This is a genomic window from Neobacillus sp. 204 (genome assembly GCF_046562815.1).
Classification (GTDB): Bacteria; Bacillota; Bacilli; order Bacillales; family Cytobacillaceae; genus Neobacillus.
In genome coordinates this window covers 496,946-511,050 of sequence record NZ_JBJORY010000002.1, presented here as the reverse complement: position 1 = coordinate 511,050, position 14,105 = coordinate 496,946, and the positions used below count along the sequence as shown (strand labels likewise).

13 protein-coding genes are annotated in these 14,105 nt (G+C 39.1%); 12 read left to right on the top strand and 1 reads right to left on the bottom strand.

What is annotated here, in order from left to right; genetic code table 11:
* Positions 1-115 precede the first annotated feature (115 nt).
* From ACJ004_RS06595 to ACJ004_RS06585, 3 genes are all read left to right on the top strand, one after another.
* Complete coding sequence (locus ACJ004_RS06595; RefSeq protein ID WP_410891948.1) at positions 116-1,654, top strand: DHA2 family efflux MFS transporter permease subunit; 1,539 nt, start codon at positions 116-118, stop codon at positions 1,652-1,654.
* A 178-nt stretch (positions 1,655-1,832) separates the two neighbouring features.
* The gene (locus tag ACJ004_RS06590) at positions 1,833-2,435 is read left to right on the top strand and encodes a branched-chain amino acid aminotransferase (protein WP_410891947.1); all 603 of its coding nucleotides are present in this window, start codon (positions 1,833-1,835) and stop codon (positions 2,433-2,435) included.
* Positions 2,436-2,505: 70 nt separating this feature from the next.
* Complete coding sequence (locus ACJ004_RS06585) at positions 2,506-3,279, top strand: cobalamin-binding protein (protein WP_410892137.1); 774 nt, start codon at positions 2,506-2,508, stop codon at positions 3,277-3,279.
* A gap of 62 nt (positions 3,280-3,341) precedes the next feature.
* On the opposite strand, the gene ACJ004_RS06580 is transcribed toward ACJ004_RS06585, so the two are convergent.
* Positions 3,342-3,641 (bottom strand): hypothetical protein, encoded by a 300-nt coding sequence (locus ACJ004_RS06580; protein WP_410891946.1) that lies wholly within the window; start codon positions 3,639-3,641, stop codon positions 3,342-3,344.
* 294 nt (positions 3,642-3,935) lie between these two features.
* Between ACJ004_RS06580 and ACJ004_RS06575 the strand changes: the two genes are divergently transcribed.
* The 9 genes from ACJ004_RS06575 to ACJ004_RS06535 all read left to right on the top strand — a co-directional run bounded on the left by ACJ004_RS06575 (position 3,936) and on the right by ACJ004_RS06535 (position 14,083).
* On the top strand, positions 3,936-4,622 hold the full coding sequence (locus tag ACJ004_RS06575; protein ID WP_410891945.1) for an oxidoreductase: 687 nt from the start codon (positions 3,936-3,938) through the stop codon (positions 4,620-4,622).
* Between the two features lie 17 nt (positions 4,623-4,639).
* Complete coding sequence (locus tag ACJ004_RS06570) at positions 4,640-5,446, top strand: uroporphyrinogen-III synthase (RefSeq protein ID WP_410891943.1); 807 nt, start codon at positions 4,640-4,642, stop codon at positions 5,444-5,446.
* Between the two features lie 632 nt (positions 5,447-6,078).
* On the top strand, positions 6,079-7,449 hold the full coding sequence (locus tag ACJ004_RS06565) for an NAD(P)-dependent oxidoreductase (protein WP_410891942.1): 1,371 nt from the start codon (positions 6,079-6,081) through the stop codon (positions 7,447-7,449).
* 30 nt (positions 7,450-7,479) lie between these two features.
* On the top strand, positions 7,480-8,766 hold the full coding sequence (preA, locus tag ACJ004_RS06560) for an NAD-dependent dihydropyrimidine dehydrogenase subunit PreA (protein WP_410891941.1): 1,287 nt from the start codon (positions 7,480-7,482) through the stop codon (positions 8,764-8,766).
* A gap of 20 nt (positions 8,767-8,786) precedes the next feature.
* Complete coding sequence (gene hydA / locus ACJ004_RS06555; protein WP_410891940.1) at positions 8,787-10,205, top strand: dihydropyrimidinase; 1,419 nt, start codon at positions 8,787-8,789, stop codon at positions 10,203-10,205.
* A 63-nt stretch (positions 10,206-10,268) separates the two neighbouring features.
* Positions 10,269-10,484, top strand: coding sequence for a hypothetical protein (locus tag ACJ004_RS06550; protein WP_410891938.1), 216 nt, complete (start codon positions 10,269-10,271; stop codon positions 10,482-10,484).
* 34 nt (positions 10,485-10,518) lie between these two features.
* Positions 10,519-10,752, top strand: a complete 234-nt coding sequence (locus ACJ004_RS06545) for a hypothetical protein (protein WP_410891936.1) — start codon at positions 10,519-10,521, stop codon at positions 10,750-10,752.
* A 79-nt stretch (positions 10,753-10,831) separates the two neighbouring features.
* Positions 10,832-12,463, top strand: a complete 1,632-nt coding sequence (locus ACJ004_RS06540) for a PucR family transcriptional regulator (protein ID WP_410891935.1) — start codon at positions 10,832-10,834, stop codon at positions 12,461-12,463.
* Between the two features lie 153 nt (positions 12,464-12,616).
* Complete coding sequence (locus ACJ004_RS06535) at positions 12,617-14,083, top strand: CoA-acylating methylmalonate-semialdehyde dehydrogenase (RefSeq protein ID WP_410891934.1); 1,467 nt, start codon at positions 12,617-12,619, stop codon at positions 14,081-14,083.
* Positions 14,084-14,105 lie beyond the last annotated feature (22 nt).

Here is a 14,105-nt window from a genome sequence, read left to right as displayed (position 1 = left end):
AAACCCATAATTTTGTAGGTTTTTTTAATTGCAAAAATTAAACTGAGCGTATATTATTATTTAAGTGTGAAACAGGGGTATAAAAAAATGAACATATATTATAGGGGGAGATTTAATGGACCAAACAATAAAAAAGACTAGCAAACCACCCTACGGAATTCTTGCTGTCCTAATGGTTGGAGCTTTTATTGCATTCTTAAATAATACATTACTAAATATTGCACTACCGTCTATCATGAAGGATTTAGACATCGAAGCAGCAACTGTTCAATGGCTAACGACTGGTTTTATGTTAGTGAACGGAATTCTCATTCCTTTATCAGCCTATTTAATTCAAAAATTTTCAGTTCGTCAGTTATTCTTAGCTGCAATGATTTTGTTTACGTTCGGAACAGTTTTAGCTGGATTTGCTCATGCCTTTCCATTGTTATTAACTGGCAGGATGGTTCAGGCTTCCGGTTCAGCGATCATGATGCCGTTGTTAATGAATGTTATGTTAACTAGTTTTCCAGTCGAAAAACGTGGAATGGCGATGGGGGTTTTTGGTTTAGTGTTAATGTTTGCTCCGGCCATTGGACCGACTTTATCGGGCTGGATAATTGAACATTACGACTGGAGAATGCTCTTCCATTTTGTCACACCAATCGCGATTATCGTTGTTTTACTTGGTGTTTTCTTACTTAAAGATAAAAAGGAAAAAGTCGATATCAGCCTGGATTTCCTAGCTGTGGTTTTATCAAGTATCGGCTTCGGCGGAATTCTTTATGGTTTTAGTAAAGCAGGTACAGAAGGTTGGGATAGCCCTCAAGTGTATGGTACTCTTGCTATTGGGGTTATTTGCTTGGTAATATTTATCCTACGTCAATTAAGTCAAGAACGACCACTGCTTAACTTCAGGATTTATAAATACCCAATGTTTGCTTTATCATCTGCTATTTCTATGATTGTTACAATGGCGCTGTTTTCAGGGATGATCCTCCTGCCAATTTATGTCCAAACGATTCGAGGAATTTCCCCTTTAGATGCAGGCTTATTGTTGCTTCCAGGTGCCATTTCAATGGCAATTATGATGCCAATTACAGGGAAATTATTCGATAAATTTGGTGGACGTACTTTAGCCATTATTGGATTAGGGATTACCGTGGTAACTAGTTATATGTTTAGTCAATTAACTCTTGAAACAACGTATACTCATTTAATCATTTTATATACAATCCGCATGTTTGGGATGTCGATGGTGAATATGCCAGTAACGACTAATGGATTAAATCAGTTACCAGCACGCTTTTATCCACACGGTACAGCGATGAACAATACGATGTCGCAGGTATCTGGTGCGATTGGTACGGCATTGTTGGTAACAGTGATGACAAACCGTGCGAAAACACATGCTACTGAACTGATTGAAGCTGCCAAGAAGGCTGTACCAAATCCGTCAGTAAAAATTACGGAAGCCATGCAATTAAAAATGCAGCATGATATTCAGATGAAAGCCATGTTAGAAGGAATTAATGACGCATTCTTTGTTACTGTCTTTATCGCCGGTCTTGCTTTGGTTCTTGCCCTTTTTATTAAACGAGCGAAGCAAGCGGAAGATCCAGGAGATGTAAAACCTTCTACTCATAAGGTAAAAGCAAAATTAGCGGAGAACTAAAAAGTAAGTGAGGGGTGACTAAAAGTCGCCTCTTTTTTTATCTAAACTACCCATAGAAAGCAAGAACCTTGAGCGGAATTCTTCAGGCAAGTTTAACAAAACCTTACTAAACATTTGCTTTTTTAGTCATAAACAATCAAAATTAGAGCAGATAAGTGAATCATAGGAGGATATTCTGATGTTAAAAGACCAAATCAAACAATACATAACCGAACAACAAAATAACCCCAACGGAAAAAGTATTACCATTTTTAAAGAAGAAAAAGAGTATGTCGAAAGAAACCAATTAGCAGATAATCTGCAATTTTCCGAGATGGATCCTAGTGTACGATTCTCTGATGCCTATATTGAGCGTTGTGACAAAGAATCAGAGAACATGCTGAAGAATGAATCATCATCATTTTTAAATGAGCGTTTGGATTACTTAAAAAAGCATAAAAATGAATTTATCTATATGGAATCGAATTGGTTTGACCTAATTAGTGTTGAGGCTGTTTCTTTAGAAGCAGATGATGTGTTCGGAACCTACGATGTTATGTTAGGTTTGAAGCAGCAAAAGAAATTTGAAAAAGCATTAAAAGAAAATTTGAATAACCTCTTACACGGAGATGAAGCAAAATTTGATTTAATGTTCAGTCTAGAGGATGGGTTATGGAATTTGAACTTTGCATTAAATTATGTGGAGGGATTTCACGAGGAGATAACGATTGGTGAGGCGTTCCAACTCATTTATCGTTTTTTGTTTCAGTTGGGGGAAGCAGTAGAAGGGGAACGGAAATAAAAACGACCAAAACGCATGGATAATGTTTTCATCCATGCGTTTTATCTGTAAATAGGGGAGAGGCTAAATGATGCGAGTGATTTCTTTGTGCCCAAGTAATACAGAACTTATGGAGTACCTGGGGTTAACACACTTATTAGTAGGTGTGGACGACTTCTCCGATTGGCCAGCCACAATCGAAGGGCTCCCAAAGTTAGGTCCAGATTTGTCCATTAATATGGATTTAGTTGAACAATTGCAGCCTGATTTGGTCCTTGCTTCTTTAAGTGTTCCAGGAATGGAGAAAAACGTGGAAGCTTTACTAGAACGAGGAATTCCACATCTTATTTTAAATCCGCAATCACTGACTGATATTGAAAATGATTTAAAGGCAACCGCTGAAGCTTTAGGGGAAGTTGAACGGGGAGTAGAAGCGACCCGGGAATTTCGTTTCCGGCTTGAAAAAGTAAAACATCAGTGTGCGAATTTAAGTTACCAACCTAGGTTATATTGGGAATGGTGGCCAAAACCGATCTTTACACCCGGAAAAATAAACTGGCTCACTGAGATTTCCGAGGCAGCTGGTGCAGGGAATATCTTTCAGGATGTTGATCTAGCAAGTGTTCAGACAGATTGGGAGGATGTAATAAGTCGTAAGCCCGATTTTATTTGTCTTGCTTGGGTTGGAGTGAGGAAGGAAAAGATTCAAAAAAGCATCGTTAAAAAGCGGTCTGGATTTAACCAGCTAGGATTTAATAATGATGACCGAATTCTGATTCTTGAGGAAGAGTTATATTGCAGACCTTCCCCACGACTTCTTGATGGATTAGAGAGGTTAGTAGAGTTAATCCATGGAGATCAATGATAACAAAGCTTTTTTTATTGTTCATGGGTAAATGAACCGGGAGGGTTTCCCCTCCCCATTTATCAACTTAGATCCTGTTCTGAAATCGAAATCGCTGATCCCGTTGAGGTGTGTTCGTTCACCCATCCTAATGAGGTTTCCGAAACATTCGTCCAATTTGGTATTTCTTCCTTATGTTGTTCGACCCAACTCATACAGTACTGTGGGTCGATATTATAATCGAGACACTGGGCTAAGAAAGATTGGATTGTTTCTTCATTGCAATTTTGCCATGACCCACAAGTATAGCTAAAAACATTTTCCATTTTCGTTTGCAGTGAAACATCATTAATAAAATTACTGAATTGGAAATCGTTAGGCATCTATGTTCCTCCTATATAAAAATTTCACATTCTTCAGTATGTCCAATGAGAAAATAATTGAACATAAAAACAAATTTAATTTTTATTCTAGTATATTGATAATTTTTTCGAGATTTTCCACATGTATCTCATGAATTTTATATCATCACTTTTTAGGTTAATACATATAGGTAAAATTATTCTTAGGAGGATAAATATTCTTCATTATTCCTGGGGATTGTGCAATAATCTTAATCAAGCAGACTGATTATTATCGAAATTGATTTAAATTGTTGGACTGAAAGGGGACTAGATGTGAAAAACAGAAAAAAAACAGCCCTGATTTTAGGTGCTACTGGACTAGTAGGAAATGAATTGGTAAAAATCCTCATCCAACAAAAAAATTATGAAAAAATCCATTTGTTAGTGCGAAGACCAATTGTAAGTCATGATCCTGCATGTGAAGTGCATGTTGTTGATTTTGAGCAACTTCATACATACCAAGAATTATTTCAGGTAACGGACGTCTTTTGCTGTTTAGGAACCACTATTAAAAAAGCAAAAAGCAAAGAAGCTTTTCGAAAAGTGGACTATGAATACCCAGTCGAGGCCGCTAAAATAGCGAATGTAAGTGGGGTAGAGAAATTTCTAATTATAACCGCCATGGGATCAAATGCTAAATCAAGTATTTTTTATAATCAAGTGAAGGGTGAAGTTGAGGAATCTTTAGGTAAGTTAAGTTTACCATCTGTACATATTTTTAGGCCATCACTTTTATTAGGGGAAAGAGAAGAATTTCGTTTCAGTGAAAAAATTGCCGCAAAAGCAAGTTCTTTTATCAATATACTCATGGTGGGTCCATTACACCCATATAAAGCTATTGAAGCTAAAAACGTCGCAACGGCAATGGCAGCGGTAGCCGAAGTTGGTAACAGCGGGATGAATATTTATCCTTCGCATAAGATTGATCAAATTGCAAAAGAAAAAAATATTATACTTTAGTCTGAGAGGTAAGTACGATGGAAAAGGGTTTGACCGGAAAGCAAGTCGTTATCTGTGGTTCGCGAAAGATAGAAGAAATAAGTACATTAATTGAAAAGCAGGGAGGCGTTCCTCTCGTTCGACCCCTTCAAGGGACAGTATTTTTAGCAGAGAAAGAAGTAGAACCAGATATACGTGAATTCGTGGAAAATGGGGCCGATTGGGTGATTTTCACCACTGGTATTGGCTTTGAGACGCTTGTGGAGTTAGCAGCAAAACTTGGTTTACAAGATTCATTTTTAAAGATTATTCGTGAAGCCAAGATCGCCTCGAGAGGATACAAGACACTCTCTGCTTTGAAAAAATATGAACTGAAACCACTTTTGGTCGATGTGGATGGCACAACAAAGGGATTAGCACTAGCACTCGAAAACGTAGATTTCTCTGGAACGAGAGTTATGGTACAACTGCATGGTGAAACAGCACCGGAATTAACAAAATTCTTAGAAGAGCGCGGAGCAACTGTAAAAAAAATCCTTCCTTATCAGCATATTGCACCTGATAATGAGACAGTTGAACGGTTAATACATGAACTGCAGTTCGGTAAGTGTGACGCAGTGTGCTTTACCACAGCTACCCAGGTACACTCGCTTTTTGAGTATGCACGAGAAAATAATATCTATCCAGAAATCATGGCCGCTTTCAAGGAAAAGGTGGTTGCTGTTGCGGTAGGCAAAGTGACTGAGGCAGCTATTAAGGAAGAAGGAATTGAGAGAGTCGTTGTTCCTGAAAATGAAAGAATGGGTGCAATGGTTATCGAATTAGCTAAATATTATCTCAGTTAAACAAGTTCCAGTGTACTAACTTTACGGTTAGTACACTTTTTTTATCGAAAGGGTGGTATCCCCATGGAAGAATTTGTCGAGAAGTATTTACTAGGGTCTCGTTGAGAATTATGTTTTTGTAAGCGTGCAGAAGTCCAGTTATACAAGAGATAATCAGGGTGAAAAAGCCTTACAATGCGGACAAATAAAATATGTAAGAAAATTTGACAAATCGATATATTATTACATTATTTTTGGTATTATTATGTTAAATTGAAAAAGTATTCAGAAAAGAGTACAAGAAAAGCTAGCCCTCTTTTAACACTTTGTCCCAATTCCCTATCAATACTTACTTACAGCTATACTCCTCTAGGATTCAACATACTTAGAAAACAACTTTCTTTTTTACATAATGGTTAAATTATTGCATGCATCATTTTACAGATTGTCAGGTGAAAAGCTTATTTACTATCTGTAAAATTAGTATAAGATGCAGAATTTTCTGCTAAATTAATAATTGCACTAAAGGAGTTGGTCCCTTTTTGATAATATCCAATTATTAAAGCGCTTACATTAGTGAATTCAGAAAAAAGGACAACTTTAATTAAACCAAAAGTTTTGAAAAAACCATATAAAAAAAGGAGGGTTTCTCTATGGCGAATGAAAAAATGCAGCGCATTTCCTTATCACATCTGGAAAAGAACTTTCTAGAAGTGGAAAAGGCGCTGACAAACCAAGAAGCTGTTGAAGAATCCAATCGTTGCCTCTATTGCTATGATGCTCCGTGTATTAAAGCCTGTCCGACAGGTATTGATATTCCTACCTTTATTAAAAAAATTGCCTCAGGAAACTTATTAGGATCCGCAAAAACAATTATGTCATCCAACCCTGTCGGAGCAAGTTGTTCGAGGGTTTGTCCAACAGAAGAACTATGTGAAGGGGCTTGCGTCCTAAATCACTCAACCCAGCCAATTATGATTGGTAATTTACAAAGATATGCTACTGACTGGGCAATGGCAAATGGTCAAACACTGTTTCAAACAGGCCAACCCAACGGAAGGACAGTGGCGATCATCGGTGGTGGTCCAGCTGGACTATCAGCAGCAAGGGAGCTGGCTAGATTAGGTTACGCGGTTACGATCTTTGAAGGGGCCGAGAAAGCGGGCGGTTTAAATACGTATGGAATTGTCTCTTTCCGGTTACCTCAAAGGGTATCTTTCTGGGAAGTAGATCAAGTGGAGAAACTGAATGTAGAAATTAGAACAAACACTTTAGTCGGCAGGGATATTTCAGCAGAAGAAATTACTGAAAATTTCGATTATGTAGTCTTGGCAGTTGGAATGGCACATGTACCAAATCTTGGTGTAGAAGGTGAAAACCTAGCGGGTGTCTATGATGCCATTGAATTTGTTAAGGCAACAAAAAGCGGACAGTTATCCGAAGACTTTGTTGGAAAACGAGTGGTTGTTATCGGCGCTGGGAATACCGCGATTGATGGTGCAACCTGTTCCGTCCGCTTAGGAGCTGAAAATGTCAAAATCTTATATCGAAGAACGGAAGAAGAAATGACCGCCTATGACTTTGAATATGAATTCGCCAAACAAGACGGTGTGGAATTCCGGTGGTTAACAGCACCCAAACGGATTATCGGTGATGAAACTGGAAAGGTAACGGGCATTGAGTGTATCAAAATGGAACTTGGCGAGCCTGAAAAAGATGGACGTCGACGCCCTATAGCTATTGAAGGGTCTGAATATGTGCTTCCAGTTGATGCCGTGGTAAAAGCCATTGGACAAACGAGACACATAAAACTGATTGAAGAATTTGGTCTTCAGCATATTAGTGGGGTTGTCAAGGTAGATTCAGAAACGTTCCAAACCTCCAATCCTAACGTGTTCGCATGTGGTGATGTCGTGTTTGGCAAAGGAAATGGAGACGCCATGGTCGTAACAGCTGCGCAACAAGGAAAAGATGTTGCCTATGCGATTCATAAGCAATTATCTGTTGTAGGAACGGTAAACTAACTTCTTATTTGATAAAGGGGAGAAAAATAGATGGCTGATTTACGTATCGATCTTGCAGGGATTAAATCTCCTAACCCGTTCTGGCTGGCATCGGCACCGCCAACCAACTCTGGCTATCAAGTGCAGAGAGCCTTTGAAGCAGGATGGGGTGGGGCAGTTTGGAAAACGTTGGGCGATCCTATTTTGAATGTATCTTCAAGATTTGCTGCGGTAAGTTTCAACGGACATAGGGTGGCAGGTTTCAATAATATTGAACTTATTACCGACAGACCGTTGGATGTCAATTTAAAAGAAATCTATGAAACGAAAAAGCGGTTTCCAAACCATGCCATTATTGCTTCTCTGATGGTGGAACCAAAGCAAGAAAAGTGGCATGAGATTGTAAAACGTGTCGAGGATGTAGGGGTTGATGGACTCGAGTTAAATTTCGGCTGTCCGCACGGGATGGCTGAACGTGGTATGGGTGCGGCTTCCGGGCAGGTACCTGCCCTTGTTGAACGGCAAACCTATTGGGCGAAGGAAGTTGCCAAAACACCCGTTATTGTAAAATTAACGCCAAATATAACCGATATTACGGCTACGGCCGAAGCTGCCTGCAATGGCGGTGCGGATGCGATTAGTATGATCAATACGATTAATAGCCTGATGGGCGTTGACCTTGATTCATGGAATACGATTCCTCATGTTGCCGGAAAAGGGGCACACGGCGGGTATTGTGGACCTGCAGTAAAGCCGATTGCCTTAAATATGGTCGCGGAATGTGCAAGACATCCACATATTAACGTCCCAATTTCAGGAATTGGCGGTATTTCCAACTGGAAGGATGCCGTTGAATTTATGTTGATGGGTGCAACAGGTGTTCAAGTTTGTACCGCCGCCATGCACCATGGATTCCGCATTGTTGAGGACATGATTGAGGGATTAAGCAATTACCTCGATAGTAAAGGAATTGCCTCCGTTTCTGAAATCATCGGGAAATCGGTCCCTAGATACTCGGATTGGGGCAACTTGGATTTGAACTACAATATCGTTGCAAAAATCAATACAGATGTTTGCATTAATTGCAACAAGTGCCATATTGCCTGCGAAGATACCTCGCACCAATGTATTGATATGTTAACGGACGAAAATGGAAAGAGTATCCTTAAAGTGAGAGAAGAGGATTGTGTCGGCTGTAATTTATGCTCGATTGTTTGTCCAGTTGATGGAGCAATTGACATGGTGGAAGTCCCAAGCGAATTTTCACCGATGACCTGGAATGAGCGTCAGGCTGCACTTAGTGGAGTCGTCGAATGTAAAGCAGATATTACTAAGTAAATAGATTGGAGGAAAATAAAATGAAAAAAATTATTAAAAACGGCACGATCGTCACTGCTGCTGACACGTATCAAGGAGAAATATTAATTGAGGATGGCAAGATCACACAAATTGGGACAAATCTATCAGCGATTGGAGCGGAGGTCATTGACGCGAAGGGCTGTTTTGTATTTCCAGGAGGGATTGATCCACACACCCATCTCGATATGCCTTTTGGAGGGACGGTAACGAAGGATGATTTCGAATCAGGAACTATCGCTGCTGCCTTTGGCGGCACAACAACAGTGATCGATTTTTGCTTAACCAATAAGGGTGAGCCACTGAAAAATGCCATTCAAACCTGGCATGATAAATCAAAAGAAAAAGCCGTTATAGATTATGGCTTCCACTTAATGATTTCTGAAATCAACGAGGAGGTCCTGGGTGAACTTCCACAAGTGATTAGTGAAGAAGGAATTACCTCCTTCAAGGTGTTTATGGCGTACAAAAATGTGTTTCAAGCCGATGATGAAACATTGTTTAAGACACTAATCTCTGCAAAAGAACATGGTGCCTTAGTTATGGTCCATGCTGAAAATGGGGATGTCATCGATTTCTTAACAAAGAAAGCCCTTGATGAAGGAAATACAGCCCCAATTTACCACGCCTTAACAAGACCGCAGGAGTTAGAGGGAGAAGCTACAGGCCGTGCCGCAAATTTCACGGGCCTTGCTAATTCACAGTTATATGTAGTCCATGTTTCCTGTGCGGATGCTGTTGAACAAATTGCTAAAGCACGCAGCAAGGGCTTTGATGTTTGGGGTGAAACATGCCCGCAATACTTAGTTCTGGACCAAAGCTATTTAGAAAAACCTAATTTCGAAGGAGCAAAATATGTTTGGTCTCCACCACTAAGAGAAAAGTGGAATCAAGACGTTTTATGGAATGCTTTAAAGAGCGGTCTACTGCAAACCATCGGCTCCGATCAGTGCTCCTTTGATTTTAAAGGGCAAAAGGACTTAGGTAAAGATGATTTCACCAAAATTCCGAATGGCGGCCCAATTATTGAAGATCGTTTGTCTGTTTTATTCTCTGAAGGGGTGAAGAAAGGACGGATTAGTCTAAATCAATTTGTCGATATTACCTCTACGCGCAGCGCAAAGCTTTTTGGTTTATTCCCGAATAAAGGGACAATCGCTATTGGTGCAGATGCAGACCTTGTTATCTTTGATCCAAACATAGAACGTGTGATCTCGGCTGAAACACACCATATGGCTGTCGATTACAATGCGTTTGAAGGAATGAAAATAACTGGCGAGCCTGTTTCCGTGTTATCCCGTGGTGAATTTGTTGTCCGCGACAAGCAGTTTGTGGGTAAACCAGGATCTGGCCAATATTTAAAGCGTGCGAAATATAATAAAAATGCTCTCGTAAATCAAAGCGAGACATTATCCATTTAATAATTCTAGTAAATGGCCTAAATACGATAAGAAATAAAATGAATTCAAAAAAGGGGGGATTTGATGTCAGATTATCAGCAATTTTTAGATGAAAGAGATAAAATTGATTTTCTAATCCAAAAAGGGTATCGGATCAGTGGTGTGAATGAACATCTAAACGGAGCAACTGTTGAGTTTGCACATCCAAAAGGAAATGTCACCGAAATACTAAAGATCGGAACAGCAAATGCCCGTAAGTATTTTACAAGTCTACTATTAAAGCAGAACCATACAAGATGAACATGTTTGAAAAAGTAATAAAGGGGTGGGAAGGATGGAATTTTATTTAAGATCCAAAGATAATGCCTATCCTTGTGAAGTTACAATTGATGAAGACAATGGCCGTTATACGATTCGAAAATCTGACTCGAGCGGTGAGTACTTTAACACTGCAAAGGAATTAGTGGCATGGATCATGGAAAATTGGCACTCTGAGGATTTTCTCGATCGTGACGCATTTGAGTCAATGCTTAGTGTAATAAAAGTATACTTCCCGATCATTCACTAGATATAAATGAAAGGATTGGTTGCAAGACCAATCCTTTTTCAACCATTTTTTCTGATCCTATTTTTCCAAGGAGAGTCAAATGATCAAAGACCATTTTCATTTAACAGTGGCCGATATCTTAAAGCGAAAGAATTTTGAAAATGCACAGGTTATTGCCGGGGAAAAAGGAATTCATCGATTTGTCAAATGGGTTCATGTTGTCGAGGTCACGAGTATTCGAAATCTCCTCAACGGAAATGAACTTATTCTCTCTACTGGTGTTGCCTGGAGGGAAAATACTGATTTATTTGTATCGATGGTGAAGGAATTTCTTGAAAACCAAGCTGCAGGCTTATGTATTGAAATGGGAACTTACATGACAGAGATACCAGTCGAAGTCATTGAAATTGCTAATGATCATCATTTTCCCATCATCGTTTTTTCTGAAGAAGTTCCGTTTGTACAAATCACTCAAGACATCCACTCAATAATCATTAACCAGCAATACCAGAAGATATCTGATTTAGAGAATTACTCCCAAAGCTTAAATAAACGACTGCTAACGATTGAAAGTTATGAAGATATTCTGCACTGTATGTATTCCACTTTGGATTTACAAATTATTTTCCGTTTAAAAAGTCAAGAATATGAATTTGTTCCAGAAATCAATCAACTTGAACAAAAAACATTGATTAACCGACTCAAAGCATATAAAACATACCCATGTGAACATATTGCCTCACACCCAATTTTCTTGTTTGGGCAAGAATGCGCTGAGTTATTTATTTATTCTAAAGATCTTCCAATTAGTGAATACGATTCATTAATTTTAGATCGAACCGCTACAGCGCTTGCCCAGCATTTATTAAGGGAAATGTATGTCGAAGAAAAAAAGCGCGTGGAGGAGTTTGAGTGGCTGTATGGCTGGCTTGAAGGTGAGCATTCACTCGAAGGCATTGGTGAATATTTTGTCCAGAATGGGATCAAAACAAAAACCAATGAAGCCGTGGTCTTAATTACCAAGCTTATTCCCCTAAAAGAGAAAATAACTCAAGATGTTACGTATCTAAAATTATTATTTCGTTCTGTACTTGAACAAAATGGCTTTACAGTGTTTTCGGTTGAAAAAAGAAATGAAATCACGTTTATTCTTGTTAACAACCGGACGAAGAAAAATGTAAAGGAACGAATTAAAACGGCAATCGAATCCATAATCGAATCTGAGTTTATTAGAAAACAATGTTCAGCGAAAATAATGATTGCAGCTGGAAGTTTTATCGGGAATTTAAATGACGTACATAAAAGTTATCAATCAGCAAAGGAAACGCAGCGAATCCAGCAAAAAATGTCTAACAAAGCTGACTATTATTTTTATGAAGATTTGCATTTATATCGTCTGATTTCTCAAATGAGTAAACATATCAATCTACAAGAGTTTGCAGAAGAGTATTTACAGCCAGTGATTCACTATGATCAGAAATATAATGGCAAGTTGCTAGAGACGTTAAAAGTCTATTTAGAGTGTAATGGTTCAAAACAGGAAGCCGCGAGCAGGCTTTATATCGTCAGGCAAACACTGTACCATCGCTTGCAAAAGCTTGAAAACATCCTTGGTGATGATTTTATGGAACATGAAAAACGAGTGGCTATTGAATTTATGCTGCTGGTCCAAGATTATTTAGAATCATCCCAATCCCCGACAAGCAAAAATAGATTCCGAAAACTGGAATAATGATGGACGGTTACTCATATCGTCAAAGAAATACCCCGCTTCATCTTACAAAGTGTCTAATGAAAGCGGGGGTTAGATACGAGATAATGAGTTTATAAGGCAAATAAAGTTAGAAAATTCTAAACAGTAGATAAATATTAGGAGGTTGAATATATGAGTGTAACAAAAAAGGATACGGCGGTTTTAAAAAATTACATTAATGGAGAATGGGTGGATTCCAATAGTGTCCAAACACTAGATGTTCCAAACCCAGCCACGAACGAGCTGTTAACCAAAGTTCCTGTTTCATCAAAAGAGGATGTAGATCTAGCAGTTATAGCAGCAAAAACAGCATTTAAAGAGTGGAAAAACGTCCCAGTCCCAAAAAGAGCAAGAATTCTATTTAAGTATCATCACTTGTTAACTGCAAACCATGAAGAATTAGCAAGATTAATTGTTTTAGAAAATGGAAAGGCATACAAAGAAGCATTTGGAGAGGTCCAGCGTGGAATTGAGTGTGTAGAATTTGCTTCTGGTGCGCCAACGTTAATGATGGGTGAAACGTTATCAGGAATTGCTGAAGATATTGATTCTGAAATGTTTCGTTATCCTGTAGGCGTTGTCGGCGGGATCACTCCGTTCAACTTCCCGATGATGGTGCCGCTTTGGATGTTCCCGCTTGCTATCGCTTGTGGAAACACATTTGTACTAAAACCTTCTGAACGCACACCAATATTAGCCAATCGATTAGCTGAGTTGTTCGCAGAAGCTGGAGCACCAAAAGGTGTGTTGAATGTGGTCCACGGTGCCCATGATGTTGTCAATGGTTTACTCGAGCATAAAGACATTGCGGCGATTTCATTTGTAGGTTCACAACCAGTTGCCAAGTATGTTTATCAACGAGCTGCTGCTGAAGGAAAGCGGGTTCAAGCTCTATCTGGTGCAAAAAATCATCATATTGTTATGCCAGATGCCGATATGGATAAAGCGGTCCAACATGTTATCAGTTCCACGTTCGGAAGTGCAGGACAACGTTGTATGGCATGTAGTGCAGTTATAGTTGTCGGTGATAACGAGCCATTTGTAACTGCGCTAAAGAAAAAGGCAGATGAATTAATTATTGGCAATGGAATGGATGATGAGGTGCTATTAACACCAATTATCCGCAGGGAACATCGTGAAAAAGTTCTTGGGTATATTGAAAAAGGACTTGAAGAAGGTGCGGACTTAATTAGGGATGGACGCAGAGAAATGGATGATCTACCTGAAGGAAATTTCTTAGGGCCAACTATTTTTGATCACGTCACACCGGACATGACGATTGCGAAAGAGGAAATCTTCGCACCAGTATTGAGTCTGCTTCGTGCCAATGATTTAGATGAAGGATTGGAATATATCCGAAAATCCAGGTATGGAAATGGCGCAACCATTTATACCAACAATGCTAAGGCTGTACGTCAATTCCGTGAAGAAGCAGATGCAGGGATGCTTGGAATTAATGTAGGCGTACCGGCAACAATGGCATTCTTCCCATTCTCAGGCTGGAAGGATTCTTTCTACGGTGACATGCATGTAAACGGAAAAGATGGTCTGAATTTCTATACACGGAAGAAAATGATTACTTCGAGATTTGATAAGTAGAAAATAGAAAAGCAAAAGTGCC

Bases quoted from the DNA above. Each gene is read 5' to 3' on its own strand.
- ACJ004_RS06565 (WP_410891942.1), top strand. From the start codon at position 6,079: ATGGCGAATGAAAAAATGCAGCGCATTTCCTTATCACATCTGGAAAAG.
- preA (WP_410891941.1), top strand. From the start codon at position 7,480: ATGGCTGATTTACGTATCGATCTTGCAGGGATTAAATCTCCTAACCCG.
- ACJ004_RS06585 (WP_410892137.1), top strand. From the start codon at position 2,506: ATGCGAGTGATTTCTTTGTGCCCAAGTAATACAGAACTTATGGAGTAC.
- ACJ004_RS06570 (WP_410891943.1), top strand. From the start codon at position 4,640: ATGGAAAAGGGTTTGACCGGAAAGCAAGTCGTTATCTGTGGTTCGCGA.
- ACJ004_RS06590 (WP_410891947.1), top strand. From the start codon at position 1,833: ATGTTAAAAGACCAAATCAAACAATACATAACCGAACAACAAAATAAC.
- ACJ004_RS06540 (WP_410891935.1), top strand. From the start codon at position 10,832: ATGATCAAAGACCATTTTCATTTAACAGTGGCCGATATCTTAAAGCGA.
- hydA (WP_410891940.1), top strand. From the start codon at position 8,787: ATGAAAAAAATTATTAAAAACGGCACGATCGTCACTGCTGCTGACACG.
- ACJ004_RS06535 (WP_410891934.1), top strand. From the start codon at position 12,617: ATGAGTGTAACAAAAAAGGATACGGCGGTTTTAAAAAATTACATTAAT.
- ACJ004_RS06580 (WP_410891946.1), bottom strand. From the start codon at position 3,641: ATGCCTAACGATTTCCAATTCAGTAATTTTATTAATGATGTTTCACTG.
- ACJ004_RS06550 (WP_410891938.1), top strand. From the start codon at position 10,269: ATGTCAGATTATCAGCAATTTTTAGATGAAAGAGATAAAATTGATTTT.
- ACJ004_RS06545 (WP_410891936.1), top strand. From the start codon at position 10,519: ATGGAATTTTATTTAAGATCCAAAGATAATGCCTATCCTTGTGAAGTT.
- ACJ004_RS06595 (WP_410891948.1), top strand. From the start codon at position 116: ATGGACCAAACAATAAAAAAGACTAGCAAACCACCCTACGGAATTCTT.